Origin of the sequence: Vibrio sp. B1-2, assembly GCF_963888445.1 — a bacterium.
GTDB classification, from domain to species: domain Bacteria; phylum Pseudomonadota; class Gammaproteobacteria; order Enterobacterales; family Vibrionaceae; genus Vibrio; species Vibrio anguillarum.
The window spans coordinates 21,336-42,495 of the sequence record NZ_CAWPJH010000033.1 but is presented as its reverse complement, the minus strand read 5'-3'; the positions used below and the strand labels follow the sequence as shown (position 1 = coordinate 42,495).

Here is a 21,160-nt window from a genome sequence, read left to right as displayed (position 1 = left end):
TTACACCACAGGTTCTAAATTAGCGAAAAACTCGGCCACACTTTCGGCCAGCACGTCGCGTTTATCGGTACCTAAACGTTCTAAAATCACATGTCCAGAAAGGTTACAGATCGAAATTACATCCATCTCCGCATCGGTTGCACCAATAAACACGGTTGGTTTGAGTTTTAGTCGGCGCTGAGTCACCAAATGACCTAGGATATTTTCCTGCAAACGAACAAAATCATCCTCACTCCACACTTGCAATAGAGCGAGCTCGTTGCCTTGCCATTTAGCTGGCATGTCCGCACAAAACTGTACGCCATAAAAGGCTTTAATATCAGAATGTAGAGTCAATTCAATCGCTGCTTCTACGTTAGAAAAATCAGCTGCAACCGATCTGACGACGGGCTTCCACAGCACACTGTCTTGGTCGTTCATCACTGCGCAAGGGGAATCCAACTCAGCCAACTCATCATTACGAGGAGACTCGCCATGCTTTGTTTGGTAAGCGTCAAGATAACGTTGAGTAAATGAAAGTAAGGCTTGCTCGGCAGTTTGTGCCATGAAGTGCTCCAAAATTGATGAGTCGCTGCCTTGTGTGATGACAGCAACCCTAGGATTGCGTAAAATTCTGCTTATTCTAATCGAATTGACGTGAAAGTATGAGCAAATATTCCGATGCCAAAGCGCTGGCAGGGTTAACCCTTGGCAAAAAAACCGACTACGCCAAACAGTACGATCCAAGCTTACTGCAACCTGTCCCTCGTAGCTTAAACCGTGATGATCTGCATTTGGGGGATAGCTTACCGTTTAAAGGCTGTGACATTTGGACTTTGTACGAGCTATCTTGGCTCAATGAAAAAGGGTTACCACAAGTGGCAATTGGCGAGGTTTCTATCCCTGCGACAAGTGCTAGTTTGATTGAATCTAAATCCTTTAAGCTCTACCTCAATAGCTATAACCAAAGCAAAATAGCCAGTTGGGATGAAGTAACGCAGCGCTTAACCAACGATTTATCGGCCTGTGCCGGCGCGCCAGTCAGTGTCACTCTCAACCCGGTGACCGATTACACTGGCCAAGCGATTGTGACTATGCAAGGTGAATGCATTGATGGACAAGATATTGAGATTGAAAGTTACCAATTTGATGCCAGCTTACTGAAAAGTGCCGCGCGTGGTGAGCAAGTCAATCAAACACTGCACAGCCATTTACTGAAATCGAACTGTTTAATCACCAATCAACCCGACTGGGGCAGCGTCGAAATTCATTATCAAGGTCAACAAATTGATCGAGAAGCACTGTTACGTTATCTCGTCTCATTTCGTGAACATAATGAGTTCCACGAACAGTGTGTAGAGCGCATCTTCACCGACATTATGCAATACTGCCAACCGACAAAGTTAACGGTATACGCTCGATACACTCGCCGCGGCGGTTTGGATATCAACCCATTTCGCTCAACCGAACAAGAACGGCCAACACATAACCAACGTATGGCCCGTCAATAAGGATTAGCATTAGGATGATCAACGTGCGCTGGACACTTTTGCTCAGTTTAACTCTGGCTCTGTTTTCATTGGCTTCACAAGCCACTATCTACTCGTCGCCAATGTTAAATGAAGCCAATGGGTTGATTGATATCTCACCGAATCAAGCCAAAACCCTAGCCACTGAGTATCTGACTCAGCGCAAGTTGGCCGAAAAATCAGAAAAATCATCATCAGTGATGGCGCGCGATGAAAGCGACAGTCGGATTAGAACACCGGGCAGCAGCGTTGATGCGTTAAAGATTTTAGCCAAAGCAGAGTTCCAGTTGCACAATATGGATGCCGCACTGGCCGCGTTAAAACTTGCTGAAGAGCTCACGCAACACTATCAATTGCCTTATTTAGCCACGGATGTACAAATACTCAAAACTCGTCTAATTTGGCTCAATAATAATGATGCAAGCGCCGCTCGGCAGGCGCTACGCGCGATCAGCAATCAATATGATGCCATCAAAAATGCGGATCAATTGGCAAAAGGTCTCGATTATAAAATTACCCTGCTCAAAGCAGAAATTGCCTCAAAAGCCAATGATATCGAACTGGCCAATAAGCTTTTTGCTGACCTAAAGCCTTACATTGATTCGATCTCCTCACCGAAAACCGTGATTGAATATCAGATTGTTATCGGTCAACATTTTCTCACTCATGGCTTTTACAATCGTGCTTTATCTGAGTTGCTAGTTGCCTATTGGGGCGCGATTGAAAACAACTCAAGCGCCCTACTCGCTAAAACTAATACCTTGCTGGCTCAGCTTTTTTTTGAAAGAAAAGTGCTCGATAAGGCTTTAGAGCATTTGTCTCAAGCCGCCGATTTTTATGACGGCTATAACAAGTCGCCAGCCTTGGCTGATGTATTGCAACGTATGGGCGATGTCTATTACCAGCAAGGTAAATACAATCTAGCGCTCGTTCACTACTTCAACGTGATCGATCACGAAACGAGCCGCAATGATCTGGAAAAAATCATTGAAGTGCGTATTAGTTTGGCGGCGACCTACCTTAATCTCTATAACTACCCATTAACTGACCAATATCTCACTCGCGCTGAAGACTTGCTTGAGCTGAAAGATTATCCTCGTTTAAAGGCACAGGCTTACTTACTGCATTCAGGATTAGCCTTTCACCAAAAGCAAACCGATGTGGTTATCAGCAACGCTCAACACGCCTTAAGCGTTGCTAAAACGATGCAAGATGAAGAGATTGAAGAGCATGCCTATCGGTTACTGGCCTTGGGTTATGAGCAAAACAGTCATTACGCACAGGCCTTAGAGAATATAAAACGCAGCAATGCACTATCGCAAATACGCCAAGAAAAACTCAACCAAATCAGTGAAGATGCTTTTCGTCAGCAAAAAGAGTTTGTAGAACAAACCCTACATCTGGTTGGGCAAGAAAAAGCGCTGCTCAAAACTCAAGAAGAGTATAATAAATTCAAAAAGATCGCCTTTATTCTGTTTATCATCTCCATCATTTTATTTTTACTGCTACTGCGTAGAGGCTACCTTATCCAGTTGCAAAATGAAGAAATCGATGAACTCAACAGCACGCTCTTTACCCATTCTCGCTCTCGCTTGCGTAACTTGCGCATGCTCAATGCTAAGCTTCCTTCAGCGATGCAAAAAAGCAGCCGTCATTTTGAGCCGTGGTATATTGGTGAACTCATCCACGAGCCACTGAGTGATCGCCTCCGCTTTGTGATGATTGATATTCCCTTTCTGCGCAACATGTACTTAGAACATGGCTATTCAGCTGGCTTAGAATTGGAGCATCAATTTGGTCAGTTTTTAAAATCGAAAATCAAAGAACCGAATCGGATTTATCACTTTTCAGATTCCAATCTGCTCTATATCGAACCGAATGCCGATCGCAATACACCGCCTGAAATCGCATTCGATCAAATTCAGCAATGGATAGATGAATTTCAACCTGAACGTCGCTTAAACCGTACAATACGGATGGGCATCGCCGACTACCCATTTTTGCCAAGAGCTTATATGGCGATTAATGATAAAGAGCTGCTCGATATTCTGCTGATGGCAACCAACACGGCTCGTGAGCTAAGCATGAGAGAAGGAGCAAGCCATTGGGTCTACTTAAAAGCGATCGATAACGCTCCAGCCGCTAGTTTTGCCTCCAACAATATTCGCAAATCATGCAAGCACGCCATCAATCAAGGGTTGATAAAAGTGCATTCTTCTTATAAGAATGAGGAGAGCATCAAAAAACTCCTAAAAGATGGGTAATTACTCGGCATTCAATGTGTTAAAGCAGTGACGTGGGCAATTAATTTGTTATTATCGATAAATCAATTAATAGGATCATAACGATCCTCGCAGTTTAGTTTAGTTGTACATGGGCGCTCTCGAACAGGATATTCAAACACAGTTACAGCAGCTGAAAACTCAGTTGGAACAGGTTCGTTTGACACACAGGGACACTTCGTTCAAATTTAAACGAGAACATACTGTCCTAAAACGGATCGTCGCATCATTAAGCTTGGCGTGTCAGGGCAATGATCATCAGCTAAATATTAATTTATCAGATCTTCGTGAAGCTCTAGAGCAACAAAAAGACGTAAGCACGCTCATACCTCGCTTAGCCGTATTGGAGCGCATGTTGAAGCAACAAACTTTGGTTATGGAAAAAGAAAACTCTCATTTGGACTCTCAAATCAAACATTGTGGGGAAACATTACTTCGCGTTGCTGGCCTACCCGCCAAACTTAAGCGTGATTTGCGTGATCTGCTCAGTTTTTCAGAAGCTCAGCCTAAAGCCGAACAAGCGATTCAACTGCTTGGGATTTATGAACGTGCAATCAAAATAATAACAGCGAACCCGAACACGGCCATCAGCGAGCTGCATGTCGCGGATAGAGAGCTATTGACCAAGCTATCCGATGAACTGCAACACCTGATCACTGAATTGGATTTTGAAGGTGAATCAGGGGAACTACTGGTAGATATTCGTGCCAAGCTGTTGATTGGCGTATCGACATCAACGCTCTTAGAGTTGACGTTAGAGATTCTAAAACTGGTGATTGATGGCACCAACAGTGAGCGCAAAACATCTGAGAAGTTTTTAGAACAGGTCAACTCATCACTCACAAAACACATTAAAAGTAGCACTCACAACGCAGACCAAAGCCAGAGTTACTTTGAACATCGCCAAGAGATGAATGCTGAACTCGCCGCTTTGATTACCCAAAGCCAAACTCTAATCAAAGATTCTGTGGCGATTGACGATCTTAAGCTCTCCGTTTCACCTATATTATGCGAAATGGCGTCACTTTCTGAACGCTTAAGTCATGCAGAGCAACGCGAGCAGGCACTAATTGAACGCTTAAATTATGGCAAAAATCAAATGGAAGCTCTGTTTGAGCTCACCCAAGATTATCGCCGTCGATTGGAAGATCAGTCTCAGCGCTTGCTGCTTGATCCACTGACAAAAGTCTATAATCGCACGGCCTTTAATGACCACCTTGAGCTGGAATATCGGCGCTGGATAAGAGCTCAACACACTTTCCGAATCGTAATCTTTGATATTGATAAGTTCAAAACTATCAACGATAGCTTTGGCTATACGGCAGGTGATAAAGCCCTTAAAATTATTGCCCGCACCATATCCAAAGAAGCATCCGATACGGATACCGTGGCACGTTTCTCTGGTGAAGAATTTATTATTTTACTTCCCGATCAAGAAGATAATCACTGTTTCAAGGTGGTAAAAAACATTCAACGTCATGTATCGAGGCTCCCTTTCAAGTTCAGAGACAAGAGTATTACGATTACACTTTCAGCCGCGAGTACCTGTTTTAAAGACTCCGATACGCCAGAGGAAGTACTTGAACGTTTACGCCGCTCGTTACTAGAAGCCAAGAGTTTCGGCCCTAACCAAGTAGTTTGGAAATAAACACAAGTCCAGATCGGATGTAGACAAAAGAAACCCATTCAAATCGCGGCCTTAACTGGTCGCTATTTGAACAAAACCAAACTAAAGCGTGCTTTACATCACACTCTGCTTGCATAAACATTTCCTAACAATCGAGAAAAGAACTAGATTGATACTGTAATTTCAATCAGTTATGTCGTCCTATCGCACATCCGTCACTAAACGAACCATGACCTATACTCCATACTAAGCGGGTATATATAAAAACCAACTTTAGTCGTAGCGTGGACATTTTCCTTACTTCTCAACTAAGGAGGCCAGTATGATTACTCATATCAGCCCTACAGGCAGCATGGATCTGCTTTCTCAACTTGAAGTTGAGCGTCTAAAAAAGACCGCGTCGAGCGATCTATATCAACTGTATCGCAACTGCACTTTGGCGGTACTTAACTCTGGTAGCCATACGGATAACTCAAAAGAACTTCTTGAAAAATATAAATCTTTTGATGTCACTGTCATGCGCCGTGAACGCGGTATCAAGCTAGAGCTGACGAATCCACCAGAACATGCCTTTGTTGATGGGCAGATCATTAAAGGAATTCAAGAACATCTGTTTTCGGTCCTACGCGATATCGTTTATGTCAACATGCATCTGGCGGATAATCAGCGCCTAAATCTTACCAATGCCATTCACATCACCAACTTAGTGTTTGGTATTTTGCGTAATGCCAGTGCCTTGGTTCCCGGTCTTGAACCTAACTTAGTGGTTTGTTGGGGTGGACACTCTATCAACCCTACTGAGTACCAATATACGCGGGAAGTGGGCCATGAACTGGGCTTGCGTGAACTGAACATTTGTACAGGCTGCGGACCAGGCGCTATGGAAGGGCCAATGAAAGGAGCCGCCATTGGACACGCTAAACAGCGCTATACCGCACAACGCTATCTTGGCTTAACCGAACCATCGATCATTGCCGCCGAGCCACCAAATCCGATTGTGAACGAATTGGTGATTATGCCGGATATTGAAAAACGCCTAGAAGCTTTTGTGCGAATGGCGCACGGCATCATTATTTTCCCCGGTGGAGCAGGAACAGCGGAAGAACTGCTGTACATTTTGGGTATCATGATGCACCCAGATAACGCAAGCCAACCAATGCCAATTGTACTGACTGGTCCAAAAGAGAGCGAAGCCTACTTCCGTTCAATCGACACATTCATTGCCGAAACATTAGGTGAAAAAGCACGCCAACATTATCAAATCGTCATTGATGATCCAGAAAAAGCGGCGCGTATCATGAGCCAAGCCATGCCGCTGGTTCGTCAGCATCGTAAAGATAGTGGTGATGCTTATAGTTTCAACTGGTCCCTCAAAATCGAGCCTGAGTTCCAACTGCCTTTTGAACCGACTCACGACAGTATGGCCAACTTGGATTTACACCTAAACCAAAAACCAGAAGTACTCGCTGCTAACTTGCGTCGCGCCTTCTCTGGCATTGTCGCTGGTAATGTGAAAGCGGAAGGCATTCGAGAAATTGAACGTCACGGCCCATTCATCATTGATGGCGATGCCCAATTGATGAAAAAAATGGATCTATTGCTAAAAGACTTCGTTGCACAACACCGAATGAAGCTGCCCGGCGGCAGTGCTTATGAACCTTGCTATAAAATTGCAACCAATAACCATTAACCATTAACCATTAACCATTAACCATTAACCATTAACCATTAACCATTAACCATTAACCATTAAAGGCAAAAATAACTTATGCCGGGGATGAGTGGCAATATTAAGTGAGATCATTACAATAAGGGCTTATTAAGCCCTTATTTTTTGGTCGTTATGTCTTTACACCTTGTCATCATTGATGCTTTGAATTTGATCCGTCGGGTGCACTCCGCACAACCCGATCCTAACGATATGGCAAGAACCATAGAGACAACCTCGCGCACCTTGCACCGTATCATCAATGAAGCTAAACCGACCCACATCATCGCCGTGTTTGATCATCACTTACAAGACCGGGGCTGGAGAGCACAACTTCTACCGACTTATAAGCAGAACCGGAAGCCGATGCCAGAAGCACTGCAACTTGGCTTAGACGCCATTCAGCAAGCATGGTGGGAATTAGGGATTGATTCACTGCTCTCGGAAGGTGATGAAGCCGATGATTTGGTGGCCACCTTAGCCACGAAAGTGGCAAGCCACGATGAAAAAGTAACGATCATTTCAACCGATAAAGGCTACTGCCAACTGCTCTCCCCCACTTTACAAATTCGTGACTACTTTCAACATCGTTGGTTAGATCAACCCTTTATTGAACAGGAATTTGGCGTAAAGCCGAGCCAATTAACCGATTTTTGGGGATTAACGGGCATCAGTTCAAGCCAAATTCCCGGCATTGCCGGCATTGGTCCAAAAGCAGCAAAAGAGATATTAACGCAATTTCCCGACATAGAAGCGGCCTACGCCAGTGCTGATTTGGCCAAGAAATACCGTAAAAAATTTGATGAGCAGATCGATATGGCGCGAGTCTGCAAACACATTGCCACACTAAAGACCGATATAGAGCTCGGTTTTAATTTGCAAGACATTCGCTTTTCAGCGCAAGTATCCCATCCAGAATAGCAAAACGCTCCTAGAAAGGAGCGTTAAATTAACCTATTGGAGCATTAGTGCGGAGAGATGTTCGACAAGCATTGGACATGCACTGTGATCTCTTCACGATCATGATACAAATGCTTTGCCTGCATGCGGAACTTTACATCATTTTTAATCAGAAAAACTTTCAGATTTTCAATATCTTGTAAAACTTCATCATAGCGCCCTTTCATTGGCAGCTTTAAGTTGAAGATGGCTTCTTTCGCCCAACCCTTGAGGATCCACTGCCCCATTAAATGCGCAACACGAGCTGGCTTTTCAATCATGTCACACACAATCCAAGTCACGTTCTTGCGTGGCGGCTCAAATTTAAAACCATCCTCGGCATGGTGTTTCACTTGTCCTGTGTCCATCAAACTTTCAGCCATTAGACCGTTGTCGATAGCATGAACAAACATCGAACGCTTCACCAGTTGGTAAGTCCAGCCCCCCGGGCATGCACCCAAGTCTACCGCCCACATTCCCGGAGCCAAACGTTCGTCCCACTCTTCACGAGGAATAAACACATGGAAAGCCTCTTCCAACTTCAGAGTGGAACGACTTGGCGCATCGGCTGGGAATTTCAAACGAGGAATACCCATGAAAAAAGGCGAGTTATTGTTGGTGTACGAATACCCAACGAAGCAGTGTCCGGGTTGAATAAAGCAGACATGTAGCACGGGTCTCTTCGCCGACTCTTTGTTAGACAGAATCCCCTTGCCACGTAACGCTTGACGCAATGGCACGGTAAACTTACGACAAAATTTGAGCAACTCTTTCGCTTCATTGGTATCTGGCGTTTCAATACGAATGTCACCACAACGCGGAAAATCCTCGAGTTCGGCGAGTTCAGATAAGATAGGCGAAATACGATCATCTTTAGGTAAATCGCTAAATTCCGCCGCTACCGCAAACATCTGACGAGCAAAAATAAGCGATTGGAAATCGACCTCTTTAATCAGCTTATCGGCATCACCGACCTGATAGCACTCAAACAACACATAACCCGTATTATTTTTCACACGAGGAAAACCAAAAACCTCTAGCTTAGTCGCTTTATCTTGGATCTCTCCGGCACACTCTTTTTCAAAGCCTGCACGACAATAGAGCATTACGTGTTTCACTGGTCCACCTCTTGAATATTAAGTGCTGCATAGCCAAACACTCCCCACCCTAGCATAAAGAACACGCCACCAAATGGCGTGATCGGGCCAAACCACTTGATGCCCGTGAGTGCTAAAGCGTAAAGACTGCCGCTAAAACAAAGGACGCCGATGATAAAGCAAATTGCCGCAATGAAAAAATATTTTTGTGCTTTCGATCCCAAACGACAATGCAGCAAAATACCACACGCTAATATGGCTAAAGCGTGAATCGATTGATACTGCACTCCCGTTTCAAACACCGAAAGCAAGTAAGGGGTTAAATACGCTTTTAGGCCGTGCGCGGCAAAAGCCCCTAGAGCGACACCAACGCCCGCCATAAAAGCCGCGATAGCGAGCAATAACTTACTCTTCATCTAACAATACCTCTTGTTCACGTCTGGCTTTTTTGAGCATCCAATCACGGAAAGTAGCGATGCGCCCCATATCGGCCTGCTTCTCGTGACAGACCACATAGAAAGCATTTTTAGTCATCAGCACTTCGTCAAAAGGCGCAATCAAGCGACCCGCTTCCAGCTCTGGCTGAGCTAACACGTTATTCCCCAGAGCGATACCTTGCCCATGCGCCGCCGCTTGCAGCACCATGGTCGAATGGCTAAAGATGGGGCCGTGGTTGACATTCACCCCTTCAAGATCGTTCTCTTTAGCAAACTGTTTCCAATCTTTACGAGAAGTATCGTGTAGCAGAGTATGCCGTGTTAGATCGTCCAGTGTTGCTAAAGGCTTAGGACCTAACAGCAGAGAAGGAGAGCAGAGTGGGATCAAAAACTCTTGATACAACTTATCCGCACGCAATCCTGGCCAGTTACCTCGGCCATAATAAATCGCCACATCCACATCATCGGTTAACGAACCTTCATCCATATCAACCGCTTTGATACGCACATCAATATCCGGCTCTTGCTGGTTAAAATCGGCCAGACGCGGCACGAGCCACTGAATCGCAAAACTCGGCGGTAAACTAATGGTTAATGCCCCTTTCTCACTGCGCTCTAGTACCTTATCGGTGGCTTCAGAGAGTGCGGTGAAGATATCTTTAATGTCGAGAAAGTAACTTTGCCCTTCTTCTGTCAATAGCAGAGAACGATTACGACGGCGAAATAGCTTTAACCCTAAAAATTCCTCTAACGCTTTGATTTGATGACTGACTGCGGCTTGTGTCACAAATAGCTCTTCCGCAGCGCGAGTAAAACTCAGCTGGCGAGCTGCCGCTTCAAACACTTTCAGCGAGTTTAATGGTGGCAATCTTCTGGACATAGGTACACTCAAAAATTAGATTAGTTTTTTTAATCTGAAACATTATAAATTGTCCATTGCCGAGCGGCTAGAGAAATTCTATATTTCACCCCGCAACAAGGCCTGAACGGCTTGATTCAGTTATGAATCAATTGGCTTTTGTTGCGATGTTGTGTTTGCAAACTCGTATTTCGAGTGAGGTAGAATTCTACCATCCTGTTTTGTGCAGTTATCCCCTGCACCAAAACATATACTTCCTGTATTTATTGTTTGACCTGTCTGTCAAATTCTTTAGCACCGCCCTTGGGCGGTGTTTTTTTATGTCTGTGATTAAGTCGGAGCCATAAAAAAACCGCTCACGAAAACGTGAGCGGTCGATTCTGTATCGAGATAACGATTAAGGTCGATATACCTTGATGTTGTTAAAGCCTTGCTCTTTCAAATACAAAGCTTGAAGCCGGCTCATCACACCGCGCGCACAATATAAGAGATATGTTTTCGATTGATCCAAATCGCCAAACTGAGTCGATAACTTGTAGAAAGGCAAATGTTTTACTTCCACACCTTCAATCAGCAGTGGCTTGTCATCTTCTTCATCTGGGCTACGAATATCAAGTACCACCGCATCTTTTTCGATAGCGGTCACTTGTTCAACTTCAGGTGCTTGCTCTTGGCTCTCTTTCTCAATATCACGAATATCCATTTGACGAGCGTTGTAAACTACGTGCTCTAGGATTGAGAAATCAAACTTCGCTTCTTCGGCTTCTAATTTCGCTTTCACCGCTTTAACTGTTGGGCTTTTTGAAATAACCCCACAGTATTCTGGCATCGTTTTGGCGAAATCTTCTGTTCCAATCTCGCGCGCCACTTTAATAATCTCTTCTTTGTCCCAGTTGATGAGAGGACGTAAAATTAAAGTATCTGTCACACCATCAATATGACGAAGATTAGTTAGAGTTTGGCTCGAAACTTGACCCAACGCTTCTCCGGTCACTAAAGCTTCAATATTTAACTTATGAGCTATCATGCCTGCGGCGCGCATAAACATACGTTTTAGCACCACACCCATTTGGCCATCGTCTACTTTTTCTAAGATTTCAGCCACCACAGGCTCGAAATCGACCGAGATAAAACGCACTTTGGCTGAAGAACCGTATTTATTCCACAAATAATGGGCCACTTGCTTTACACCAATTTCATGCGCTGGACCGCCTAAATTGAAGAAGCAATAATGCACTTTTGAGCCACGTTTGATGTGTAAATAGCTTGATACACCCGAGTCAAAACCACCAGAAATCAAACTCAATAAATCTTCTTGAGTGCCAAGAGGGAAACCACCTAAACCTTTATAACGGGCAATCACTTGATTGAGCAATTCATCGGCTATTTCAATATTGATGGTAACGTCCGGGTTTTTAAGTTGAACTTTTGCACTCTCAACTGCTTGGTTTAAACCACCACCAACATAACGCTCAACATCGATTGAGGTAAAATCATGCTTTCCTCGACGCTTAGCACGCACGACAAAAGTTTTTCCTTCGATGTTATTACGGCTGAGCGCTAACACTTGCTCGTAAATGTCATGCATATCCTTAAACTCAGATTGCTGCACTTCGAGCACTTGCTGGATGCCTGGAGTATGAGTCAGAATTTCAAGGACTTCTTGATAGTATTGGTCACTTTGCGCAGCCACTTCAATGTGATCGCGACGGTTAAATACCGCGACTGACTCTGTTCTTCGTTTGATGATATTACGAATATTGGACTCTAAAATTTTTGTGAAGCGCTTGCGTACTGAGTCACTTTTAACAAAAATTTCCGGATGGGGCTTAACAATAAATTTCATAGTTCTATTCGCAATCTGATTGGGCAACGTGGTGAATCAATGGGTCGCATTCTGCTTGCTACTGATACACCGCTAAGGGCGCAGGATTATACACGAGGTGATAACCATAAAAAAGACGAGCCTTAGCGCTCGTCTATGTGTTTTTACATAATCCAACGTAACTTACTGAACGGATGGAACTTCATCACTGTACAGCGGTTCACCTTGCATGATACTGATTTCTACTCGGCGGTTGCGTGAACGTTCACTTTCCGTATCGTTAGAGCCGACTGGGTCGGTATCGGCCATACCACGCACCCTGAGTCGTTGATGAGAAAACCCACGAACCTTTTCCATCTCTTGCGCCACAGAAACCGCTCGTTGAGCCGAAAGATCCCAGTTTGAGCGATACAATTCAGAATCGACACTTTGATTGTCGGTATGGCCAGAAATACGCACAATGCCCGGCACATCTTTAACCAGATCGGCAATTTGACGAACCAATGGACGAAACTTAGGTTGTAGAAATGCAGAGCCTTCGGGAAACGCACCTTTTTCACGAATACGGATCACCAATTGCTGACCTAAGTTTTCAACTTCAATAGCGCCTTGTTCGATTTCTCTTGCTAACGCTTTTTTGATGTCCTGTTCAACAATTTCCATCTCTTGCGACATAGATTCTGCTTGCTGTTGTTGCATTTCCGATTGAGTATTTTGATTATTTTGCGTTGAAGTTTCAGGGGATTGCCCCCCCGTCAATTGACCTTCTTCACGCTGAACACCACCCGCTCGATCTGAATCCCCTTCTTGAAACTCAAGTGTCTGCTGCGTGATATCAATGGTTTGTTGCATGATGACATCAATCGGTGTCGGTTCGGGGCGGCCAGGGCGAAACTCTTGTGCAATGATGCTTGTCCCTTTAGGAATGTCTTTCACTTCCAAACGATTTTGCACACCAAAAGCAAACTTCATCGAGCCCGCTATCTGTTTAAACTTCAGTACGTCCATCTCGGAAAAAGAGAGCAGCAGTACGAAGAAACACATCAACAGCGACATTAAATCGGCAAAGGTTCCCATCCACAACGGCAAGCCGGGAGGTGGGCATTTACAGCCTTCTTCATCATCCATTACAGGCTCCGTTATTCGCTATCAACATCTAAAACACGCTTGCCTTCATTGAGGTAGTTTTTGAGATAACTATCAATGACCCGTGGGTTTTGTCCATCCTGAATGGCCAGAACGCCATCCATGATTAAACGACGGTTAAGCTTTTCTTGATCTCGGCGCAAAGCAAGTTTGTCTGCAATCGGGAAAAAAATCATGTTCGAGAGAACAGCGCCGTACAAGGTAGTTAATAAGGCAACGGCCATGGCAGGACCAATTGATTTGGGGTCATCCATGTTAGACAGCATGGCAACCAAACCCACCAAAGTACCGATCATGCCCATCGCTGGCGCTACGTCACCAAAAGCACGAAATACGCCAGTTCCCTGTGAATGACGCTCATCAGTCAATACAATGTCTTTTTGCAACGCAGAGCGCACCACGTCAGCATCATGGCCATCCACCAGCAAATCGATCCCCTTTTGCATGAAGCTATTGGTAATTTCCATCTCTTCTAATGCAAGAAAACCACCTTTCCGCGCCGCATCAGCCATTTCTACAATTTTCGCGATCAAATCTTCAGGTTCATCGGATTTGAACATAAATGCCTTACCTGCCACCTTGGCTGCACCGAAGAATTGTCCCATCGTGAACTTCATCAATACAACAAACATTGACCCACCCACTACGATCAAGATAGATGTGACGTCGAAGAACATCATTAGGCTTCCGCCTAAAATCATCGCCATGATAACGAAAGCGAGGCCTCCGATCAGGCCTATCAGCGTTGCTAAATCCACAAAGCACTCCTCATGCTGCTTACCCGCGATAATGAGTTTAAACTCGTTATCGGCAATAGATTCAAATCTTTAAGTAAATTATTGGATCATACCGAAATTCTCTCTATTCAGTTTATACCTAAACTGAGCAAAGATGCACTGTTGCCAGCACACTGATATGACCAAGATTCTGAGTCACCGTCACTATTTCAGTAAATATCGGTCTGGTTGCTAAGTATCGTATTATTATTTTTATTATTTGTGATAGTGACAGTTCCAAAAGAGGGACTTTTCAGACAAAAATCGTTGGTTAAATTTGACCATCACTACGCCCTAAGGTAACTTTCGTGCATATTTACCAAGATAAAAAGATTATGGCGAGCAAGAAACCTGAAAATATGTCCTTCGAAGCGACAATCGAAGAACTTGATAGCTTAGTGGAACAGCTAGAAAATGGCGATTTAGCCTTAGATGATGCGCTAAAAAAATTCGAGCGCGGAATATCCCTTGCTCGTGCTGGACAAAGTAAGTTAAGTGAAGCGGAGCAGAGAGTCAGTATTTTGCTCAGTGCGAGCGATGACGCGCCACTCTCTGACTTTACTGAACTACCTGAGTAATAGGCACGTATTACTGATACATACTTATTACTGACTCATATTTATCGATCTCATCGCTCGCTATGTGACATGAACCTGTCAATTAAGTCACAGGAAAACGGTCGATCGTAACCTAGTAGATACCACAACTTAGTAGAAAGAGTGCCCTATGATTGAGGCTCTGAGCTCCTATCAGCAAAGAAATATTGACCAATTAAACCTTTGGTTAGGCCGTTTACCGCACCAAAAACAACCGTTGATTGACGCGATGCGCTACGGTTTGTTACTTGGCGGCAAAAGAGCTCGACCTTATTTGGTGTATATCACAGGGCAAATGCTTGGTTGTACGCCAGATGAACTCGATACCCCAGCCTGCGCAATAGAATGTATTCATGCTTATTCATTGATCCACGATGACCTTCCCGCGATGGACGACGATGAATTGCGTCGCGGTAAAGCCACTTGTCACATCGAATTTGACGAAGCCATCGCGATTTTAGCGGGCGATGCCCTGCAAACACTGGCCTTTACTATTTTGGCAGAAGGTCAACTCGCCGAGCATGCGCAAGTCAACCGCATTAAGATGGTCCAAATGTTGGCTCAAGCTTCCGGTGCTCAAGGTATGTGCATAGGGCAAGCGTTGGATCTGCAAGCGGAAAATCGTCTGGTCTCAGTGCAGGAATTAGAAGAGATCCATCGCAATAAAACGGGAGCCTTGATGCGTTGTGCAATCCGTTTAGGTGCGCTTGCGGCTGGTGAAAAAGGGCTTGCGGTACTACCACAATTGGATCGCTATGCCGATGCCGTTGGTCTCGCATTCCAAGTTCAAGATGATATTTTGGATATCGTTAGCGATACCGAGACATTAGGTAAACCTCAAGGCTCGGATCAACAACTCAATAAAAGTACCTACCCAGCACTGCTAGGGTTACAAGGTGCTATTGATAAAGCACAAAGTCTGTTACAGGAAGCTCTTCAAGCCTTGGAAGCAATACCCTACAATACAGAATCACTCGAAGAGTTCGCCCGATACGTCGTCGAGCGCAAGAACTAAACTATAAGCGCGCAAAATTATGACTCTTGATATTTCAAAATACCCAACACTGGCTTTAGCAAATACACCCGATGAACTGCGCAGTCTGCCGAAAGAGGTTCTGCCAACGTTGTGTGATGAATTAAGAAACTACCTTCTTAATTCCGTCAGTCAGTCGAGTGGCCACCTTGCGTCAGGCTTAGGCACGGTTGAATTAACGGTTGCCCTACACTACGTCTATAACACCCCTTTTGATCAGCTGATTTGGGATGTAGGCCACCAAGCTTACCCGCACAAAATATTAACTGGTCGCCGCGAGCAAATGTCGACCATTCGTCAAAAAGACGGTCTTCACCCTTTTCCTTGGCGTGAAGAAAGTGAATATGACACGCTCTCTGTCGGCCACTCGTCCACCTCAATCAGTGCCGCCTTAGGGATGGCGATCAGTGCAGGTAAAGAAGGGAAAAATCGCAAAGTAGTGGGCGTAATTGGTGATGGTGCTATCACCGCAGGCATGGCCTTTGAAGCAATGAACCATGCTGGCGACGTTCATCCGGATATGTTAGTCGTGCTCAACGACAACGAAATGTCGATCTCTGAAAACGTCGGCGCACTGAATAACCATTTAGCGCAACTGCTTTCCGGTAGCCTTTATACCTCAATCCGTGAAGGGGGCAAAAAAGTGCTCTCTGGCATACCGCCTATCAAAGAGCTGGTACGCCGCACAGAAGAGCACTTGAAAGGCATGGTCGTACCCGGCACCTTGTTTGAAGAGCTTGGATTTAACTATATCGGCCCAGTAGATGGCCATGATGTGATTGAACTTATCAAGACATTACGCAACATGCGCGAGCTCAAAGGCCCGCAGTTTTTGCACATCATGACCAAAAAAGGCAAAGGTTATGAGCCCGCCGAAAAAGATCCGATTGGTTACCATGGCGTTCCTAAATTTGACCCGAGCCACACTAGCCTGCCAAAAAGCAGCAATGCTAAACCTACTTTTTCTAAAATCTTTGGCGATTTTTTATGCGATATGGCCGCGCAAGATCCAAAATTAATGGCGATTACACCCGCGATGCGCGAAGGCTCTGGCATGGTTCGCTTTTCAAAAGAGTTCCCACAACAATATTTTGATGTGGCGATTGCTGAGCAACATGCCGTCACCCTTGCGACAGGTATGGCGATTGCGGGAGATCATCCGATAGTGGCGATCTACTCAACCTTTTTACAACGGGGTTATGATCAACTGATCCACGATGTTGCCATCATGAATTTACCCGTTATGTTTGCCATTGACCGCGCAGGGTTAGTCGGAGCTGATGGCCAAACTCATCAAGGTGCGTTTGATTTAAGCTTCATGCGCTGTATTCCCAACATGGTGATCATGGCACCCGCCGATGAAAATGAGTGCCGACAAATGCTCTATACCGGCCATAAACACACAGGGCCAAGCGCAGTGCGTTATCCTCGTGGCAATGGAATGGGAGTCGAAATTCAAACCCAATTTAGTGCGTTAGAGATTGGTAAAGGACGCATTATGCGCCAATGTGACACCGCTATCGCGAATGAAAAAATCGCGATCCTCAACTTTGGTACTTTCCTACCAAACGCGCTTGAAGCAGCCGATAAGCTAAATGCAACAGTAGCTGACATGCGATTTGTTAAGCCCCTTGATGAAACACTCATTCGCCAACTGGCTGCGCAACATGATGTGCTAGTGACCTTGGAAGAGAATGCGATTGCAGGTGGTGCGGGTGCCGGCGTCATTGAATTGATGATGAAAGAGAAAATCCTAAAACCAGTACTCAATTTAGGTTTGCCTGATCAATTCATCGCTCAAGGTACACAAGAAGAGCTGCATGCAGAATTAGGTTTAGATGCCAAAGGCATCGAGCGTTCCATTCAAGAGTATCTAGCGAAGTAGCTCGTTTTTTGTTCGCTGCCGACTTTTATGAACTGAATGTCTTGATGAACTACATCACTTTCAGTTACATCCCAATACTCAAAACCCTCGCATCGCGAGGGTTTTGTTTTTATATCGGCTGGCTCCACTCAAACTGAGTAAACAGCCTTTGCCATACCTCATCAAAACCAGCTTTAAGCACTAATGCTTGGCCAGTAAACGGATGAGTAAAACGTAATTCAGAGGCATGGAGCATCAGACGCTGCGCGTCATAATGATCGCGAAATAGGCGGTTGTGCTTGCCATCACCATGAGTGGTATCACCAATAATCGGATGACTCAAATGGTGCATATGACGACGCAACTGATGTTTACGGCCCGTTTGCGGTTTCATTTCCACCAAACAGTAGCGGCTGGTTGGGAAACGCCCGGTTGAATACGGCACTTCTACTGTCGCTAATGGTTGATAAGCGGTGATCGCTTCTTGGGCTTCTTTATCTTGTTTGGCAAACTTATCGGCAATTTTATCTAGCTCGATTTTGAGTGGGTAATCAAGCACATCCCCTTGTTCAATCCAACCACGCACAATCGCATGGTACGTTTTTTCCATTTGATGGTTGGCAAACATCGGCATCATTTGCGCCGCCACTTCACTGGAGAGCGCAAACACGAGCACGCCAGAAGTTGGCCTATCTAATCGATGTAGGGGAAACACATGCTGGCCAATTTGATCGCGCAGCGTTTGCATCACAAATTGCGTTTCGTGTTTATCTAGCCATGAGCGATGCACCAGCATTCCTGCGGGTTTATTCACGGCGACCAAATCATCGTCCTGATACAGAATATCTAACATGCTTGGCTTACCTCATCAATCAAACGTAGCAGCGCAATCACCTCAGCCAATTCCGCTTGATGTTGCCATGCCTCTTCAAAATAGGGAGTGAGCGAAAACCCTTGAGGAAGCTCTGTTTGCTGCTCAATTGCCAATAACATTTTGGGGATGAAAATCCACTGCAGCCACTGCTCCGGAGTGAGGGTATCGATGGAGAAAGGCTCTGTGCTCATCAATGCGCTTTCGCTTGGCGGCTGAGATTGCCAGCACTGAGTATTGCGTAGCTGAGTTTCTAATTGCTTCAACAGGTGGGTCAGTTCTGTGCTTACTGTCATTATTCACCAAGTTAATTTGCTAAGTGACCTTGAAAATGGGCTATAGAGTACCATTTATTGTTCAAAGAGAGTTATTGATCAAAAATAGTTATTCAAGAACACAAGTTAAGGCCACTTTATCCATGGATACCATTCATACGCTTAGCCAATTGCTCACCAATAGTGGTAGCCAATATCGGATCTTTGATTTAGGAAGACGCATCTGCCCGATTGAAAATACACACTTTTCTCAAGTAGAAAAAGGTCAACAACCGTATCCCTATCCATTGCAGCGTCATGCTCATCTTGCCATCGCGTATTGGAACCAAGCCCAACAACCTTGGATCTGGTTTCTTAAATTCTCTTTGGATGAACGAGGCCTACTCAAACAAGCTGAGATAGGTAACTTCATCAAGTTTGTACTTGAAGCGATGGGGTCACGTTTGCATCAAGACCTCAGCGATGAGCAGCAACAAAAGCTTGCCAATAATCCTTATACCTTTAAACCGAGCGACGACAAAATGGCGGTATTCCACAGCCAAATACGCGCCCAGTTGAACCTACCATCAAGCCAATATTATGAGCATGCACAACACTATTTTAGTGGGGATTTAGGCTGGGAAAACTGGCAGACGGTCGGCTTACAAGGCATTACTGATATTTGTGCTCGTTTAAGCAAAGAACAAAATAGCGTGTTACTAAGGAAAGCATTAAACCACCTCCCCGCTCAGCCTTTGTATGCCCTGCTTGGGGCACTCGAACATAGTGCACCGTTGAATGATAAGTTGGCGCTGCGTTTGCAAGAGATGGCAATGTTGCACATCGAAAGCCACGAACCTGATCTGTTCTTACTCTCTGCTTTAATACGAGCCTTATCAGGTGCGAATAATGCACTCACCGCGACCTTGGTTGAACGTATTCTGCAAAGCCCACGCTTGAGCCATCAAGAGATATTAATTGCCATTGCAGGGCGCTCGTGGCATGTATTGTCTAACCCATCACTTGCCGAAACGTTTTTATTACGCTTGGCGCAAACAGGCAATCAAGCCCTCTTTAACCAGCTCTTTGCTGATTTAGTGATGCTGCCAGAACTGCGAATGATACTGCTGCCACTGCTGCATTCTAGCCCTTCGATCGAATTAGCCGATGCCTTAATTCGCTTACAACAAACAACTAAAGCTCAATAACTGGAATGTTTATGCTAGGCGATCTATTGGCTATTTTATTACTCAGCTTGGGCTGCTTTCTTTTCTGGCAACAGCGTCGCCAAGCCGAATTGGCAAAAGCGGCGATCAGTCGAAAATGCGAACAACTCGACTTACAGCTGATCAGCGTGGCTTTTGGACGCCACAAATTCAAAACGCCAGAAGGACTCTGGCGTTGGCATACCGTTTATTGGTTTGAGTTTTCTGCACTAGGTGACGACTGCTACCAAGGTGAATTACAAATGATAGGCTTTAGGCCATCTGCTTTTCATTTGCCGCCTCATCGTATGTAAACTCAAATTCCCAATAAGGGCCAAAAACATCTTCTTTCTCACCCAACAGCTCAAAGCCGAGTTTTTTGAGTACCGCAATAGAGGCATGGTGGCCAATATTAGCAGTGGCTGTAATTTTTTGTCGTTGCAATTGGTAGGCCGCTTTAGGTAAAAAAGCCTTCAATGCCTCAGTTGCAATGCCTTTGCCCCAATACAATTTATCAAACAGAAAACCGAGTTCTGCTCGCTCTTCGTCAAGTTCAATGAACAAATGCCCCATGTATTCGCGGTTATAATTATCTAACACCGCCATTGCGTACAAATGAGGATCATGAAGCACTCGTTGAAAAAGCTGTTTTGCTGAAGCGACCGTTTTAGGGCCATTCATCTGTGCCCGATTTTTGGCGCAACAATTGAGCATCAAAAAATCAGACTCTAACGAATCGGTGTAAGGGAGAAGAAGTGTTCTTCTTGTTACGGTTGTCACGTACAATCCTTGTTAGCCGCAAAATAATACCGAAAGACTCAACTAGGCTCAGGGCAATACGCCTTAGCCCAGATAAAATCTGGTACTCTATTTTTGCAAAGAAGCCGAAAATTAAACCAACCGAACGATGAGGTAATTGATCTAGATTGTTTTTTTGTTGTTATTATTTTGCTGCACTTATCATATGAACTTTTTTTGAAGCAACAACACGCTAAAGCCAGAATGCAAGTAATAAGAAAAGCCTCAACACGCATGTGTCGAGGCTTAAAGTCTTACTCGCAGCAGTCCAGCTACTAAATTGTGTGCTCCATGCATCATCCATAATAGTGGCCAATTCTTCGGCTCATCCTGCA

At 44.8% G+C, this 21,160-nt stretch carries 20 protein-coding genes; 10 read left to right on the top strand and 10 right to left on the bottom strand.

Going from position 1 to position 21,160, the window contains the following annotated elements; genetic code table 11:
* Complete coding sequence (syd, locus tag AACQ75_RS10155; RefSeq protein WP_047688882.1) at positions 1-546, bottom strand: SecY-interacting protein; 546 nt, start codon at positions 544-546, stop codon at positions 1-3.
* Positions 547-644: 98 nt separating this feature from the next.
* Between syd and queF the strand changes: the two genes are divergently transcribed.
* The 5 genes from queF (at position 645) to xni (ending at position 8,046) form a co-directional block, all read left to right on the top strand.
* Positions 645-1,490, top strand: coding sequence for an NADPH-dependent 7-cyano-7-deazaguanine reductase QueF (queF, locus tag AACQ75_RS10150; protein ID WP_170888580.1), 846 nt, complete (start codon positions 645-647; stop codon positions 1,488-1,490).
* Between the two features lie 14 nt (positions 1,491-1,504).
* Positions 1,505-3,772 (top strand): tetratricopeptide repeat protein, encoded by a 2,268-nt coding sequence (locus AACQ75_RS10145; RefSeq protein ID WP_170888579.1) that lies wholly within the window; start codon positions 1,505-1,507, stop codon positions 3,770-3,772.
* A gap of 109 nt (positions 3,773-3,881) precedes the next feature.
* On the top strand, positions 3,882-5,438 hold the full coding sequence (locus tag AACQ75_RS10140; RefSeq protein ID WP_017044199.1) for a GGDEF domain-containing protein: 1,557 nt from the start codon (positions 3,882-3,884) through the stop codon (positions 5,436-5,438).
* Positions 5,439-5,739: 301 nt separating this feature from the next.
* Positions 5,740-7,107, top strand: coding sequence for a nucleotide 5'-monophosphate nucleosidase PpnN (gene ppnN, locus AACQ75_RS10135; RefSeq protein ID WP_017044198.1), 1,368 nt, complete (start codon positions 5,740-5,742; stop codon positions 7,105-7,107).
* 153 nt (positions 7,108-7,260) lie between these two features.
* Complete coding sequence (gene xni, locus AACQ75_RS10130; protein WP_170888578.1) at positions 7,261-8,046, top strand: flap endonuclease Xni; 786 nt, start codon at positions 7,261-7,263, stop codon at positions 8,044-8,046.
* 44 nt (positions 8,047-8,090) lie between these two features.
* Here xni and rlmM read toward each other — a convergent pair whose 3' ends face one another.
* From rlmM to pomA, 6 genes are all read right to left on the bottom strand, one after another.
* Complete coding sequence (rlmM, locus tag AACQ75_RS10125) at positions 8,091-9,182, bottom strand: 23S rRNA (cytidine(2498)-2'-O)-methyltransferase RlmM (protein ID WP_170888577.1); 1,092 nt, start codon at positions 9,180-9,182, stop codon at positions 8,091-8,093.
* On the bottom strand, positions 9,179-9,577 hold the full coding sequence (locus tag AACQ75_RS10120) for a DUF423 domain-containing protein (RefSeq protein ID WP_017044195.1): 399 nt from the start codon (positions 9,575-9,577) through the stop codon (positions 9,179-9,181). Before AACQ75_RS10120 ends, rlmM begins: the two co-directional genes overlap by 4 nt.
* Entirely contained in the window at positions 9,567-10,478 is a 912-nt protein-coding gene (locus AACQ75_RS10115) for a transcriptional regulator GcvA (protein ID WP_170888576.1), read from the bottom strand. Before AACQ75_RS10115 ends, AACQ75_RS10120 begins: the two co-directional genes overlap by 11 nt.
* Before the next feature lie 376 nt (positions 10,479-10,854).
* Positions 10,855-12,303 carry a tRNA uracil 4-sulfurtransferase ThiI gene (gene thiI, locus AACQ75_RS10110; RefSeq protein WP_026028114.1) on the bottom strand — a complete coding sequence of 483 codons (1,449 nt, stop codon included), beginning with the start codon at positions 12,301-12,303 and terminating at the stop codon, positions 10,855-10,857.
* Positions 12,304-12,465: 162 nt separating this feature from the next.
* Complete coding sequence (locus AACQ75_RS10105; protein ID WP_017044193.1) at positions 12,466-13,410, bottom strand: flagellar motor protein MotB; 945 nt, start codon at positions 13,408-13,410, stop codon at positions 12,466-12,468.
* An 11-nt stretch (positions 13,411-13,421) separates the two neighbouring features.
* Positions 13,422-14,186: a flagellar motor protein PomA gene (pomA, locus tag AACQ75_RS10100; RefSeq protein WP_013857399.1), complete on the bottom strand. Its 765-nt coding sequence runs from the start codon at positions 14,184-14,186 to the stop codon at positions 13,422-13,424.
* Between the two features lie 353 nt (positions 14,187-14,539).
* On the opposite strand from pomA, the gene xseB reads away from it, so the two are divergent.
* The 3 genes from xseB to dxs all read left to right on the top strand — a co-directional run bounded on the left by xseB (position 14,540) and on the right by dxs (position 17,718).
* Entirely contained in the window at positions 14,540-14,782 is a 243-nt protein-coding gene (gene xseB / locus AACQ75_RS10095; RefSeq protein WP_010319093.1) for an exodeoxyribonuclease VII small subunit, read from the top strand.
* A gap of 148 nt (positions 14,783-14,930) precedes the next feature.
* Entirely contained in the window at positions 14,931-15,815 is an 885-nt protein-coding gene (gene ispA, locus AACQ75_RS10090; RefSeq protein WP_013857402.1) for a (2E,6E)-farnesyl diphosphate synthase, read from the top strand.
* A gap of 19 nt (positions 15,816-15,834) precedes the next feature.
* Positions 15,835-17,718, top strand: coding sequence for a 1-deoxy-D-xylulose-5-phosphate synthase (gene dxs / locus AACQ75_RS10085; RefSeq protein ID WP_013857403.1), 1,884 nt, complete (start codon positions 15,835-15,837; stop codon positions 17,716-17,718).
* Between the two features lie 109 nt (positions 17,719-17,827).
* On the opposite strand, the gene truC is transcribed toward dxs, so the two are convergent.
* Positions 17,828-18,550, bottom strand: a complete 723-nt coding sequence (gene truC, locus AACQ75_RS10080) for a tRNA pseudouridine(65) synthase TruC (RefSeq protein WP_094125080.1) — start codon at positions 18,548-18,550, stop codon at positions 17,828-17,830.
* A complete protein-coding gene (locus AACQ75_RS10075) occupies positions 18,544-18,864 on the bottom strand; it encodes a YqcC family protein (RefSeq protein ID WP_094125081.1) in 321 nt (106 codons plus the stop codon). Before AACQ75_RS10075 ends, truC begins: the two co-directional genes overlap by 7 nt.
* Before the next feature lie 122 nt (positions 18,865-18,986).
* Here AACQ75_RS10075 and AACQ75_RS10070 point away from each other — a divergent pair, with 122 nt between their 5' ends.
* The gene (locus AACQ75_RS10070) at positions 18,987-20,030 is read left to right on the top strand and encodes a DUF3549 family protein (protein WP_094125083.1); all 1,044 of its coding nucleotides are present in this window, start codon (positions 18,987-18,989) and stop codon (positions 20,028-20,030) included.
* Between the two features lie 11 nt (positions 20,031-20,041).
* Positions 20,042-20,341 (top strand): DUF3301 domain-containing protein, encoded by a 300-nt coding sequence (locus AACQ75_RS10065; protein WP_017045584.1) that lies wholly within the window; start codon positions 20,042-20,044, stop codon positions 20,339-20,341.
* On the opposite strand, the gene AACQ75_RS10060 is transcribed toward AACQ75_RS10065, so the two are convergent.
* Positions 20,301-20,813 (bottom strand): GNAT family N-acetyltransferase, encoded by a 513-nt coding sequence (locus tag AACQ75_RS10060; protein WP_013857407.1) that lies wholly within the window; start codon positions 20,811-20,813, stop codon positions 20,301-20,303. The genes AACQ75_RS10065 and AACQ75_RS10060 overlap by 41 nt on opposite strands.
* Positions 20,814-21,160 lie beyond the last annotated feature (347 nt).

Bases quoted from the DNA above. Each gene is read 5' to 3' on its own strand.
- syd (WP_047688882.1), bottom strand. From the start codon at position 546: ATGGCACAAACTGCCGAGCAAGCCTTACTTTCATTTACTCAACGTTAT.
- queF (WP_170888580.1), top strand. From the start codon at position 645: ATGAGCAAATATTCCGATGCCAAAGCGCTGGCAGGGTTAACCCTTGGC.
- AACQ75_RS10145 (WP_170888579.1), top strand. From the start codon at position 1,505: ATGATCAACGTGCGCTGGACACTTTTGCTCAGTTTAACTCTGGCTCTG.
- AACQ75_RS10140 (WP_017044199.1), top strand. From the start codon at position 3,882: ATGGGCGCTCTCGAACAGGATATTCAAACACAGTTACAGCAGCTGAAA.
- ppnN (WP_017044198.1), top strand. From the start codon at position 5,740: ATGATTACTCATATCAGCCCTACAGGCAGCATGGATCTGCTTTCTCAA.
- xni (WP_170888578.1), top strand. From the start codon at position 7,261: ATGTCTTTACACCTTGTCATCATTGATGCTTTGAATTTGATCCGTCGG.
- AACQ75_RS10120 (WP_017044195.1), bottom strand. From the start codon at position 9,577: ATGAAGAGTAAGTTATTGCTCGCTATCGCGGCTTTTATGGCGGGCGTT.
- AACQ75_RS10115 (WP_170888576.1), bottom strand. From the start codon at position 10,478: ATGTCCAGAAGATTGCCACCATTAAACTCGCTGAAAGTGTTTGAAGCG.
- thiI (WP_026028114.1), bottom strand. From the start codon at position 12,303: ATGAAATTTATTGTTAAGCCCCATCCGGAAATTTTTGTTAAAAGTGAC.
- AACQ75_RS10105 (WP_017044193.1), bottom strand. From the start codon at position 13,410: ATGGATGATGAAGAAGGCTGTAAATGCCCACCTCCCGGCTTGCCGTTG.
- xseB (WP_010319093.1), top strand. From the start codon at position 14,540: ATGGCGAGCAAGAAACCTGAAAATATGTCCTTCGAAGCGACAATCGAA.
- ispA (WP_013857402.1), top strand. From the start codon at position 14,931: ATGATTGAGGCTCTGAGCTCCTATCAGCAAAGAAATATTGACCAATTA.
- dxs (WP_013857403.1), top strand. From the start codon at position 15,835: ATGACTCTTGATATTTCAAAATACCCAACACTGGCTTTAGCAAATACA.
- truC (WP_094125080.1), bottom strand. From the start codon at position 18,550: ATGTTAGATATTCTGTATCAGGACGATGATTTGGTCGCCGTGAATAAA.
- AACQ75_RS10075 (WP_094125081.1), bottom strand. From the start codon at position 18,864: ATGACAGTAAGCACAGAACTGACCCACCTGTTGAAGCAATTAGAAACT.
- AACQ75_RS10070 (WP_094125083.1), top strand. From the start codon at position 18,987: ATGGATACCATTCATACGCTTAGCCAATTGCTCACCAATAGTGGTAGC.
- AACQ75_RS10065 (WP_017045584.1), top strand. From the start codon at position 20,042: ATGCTAGGCGATCTATTGGCTATTTTATTACTCAGCTTGGGCTGCTTT.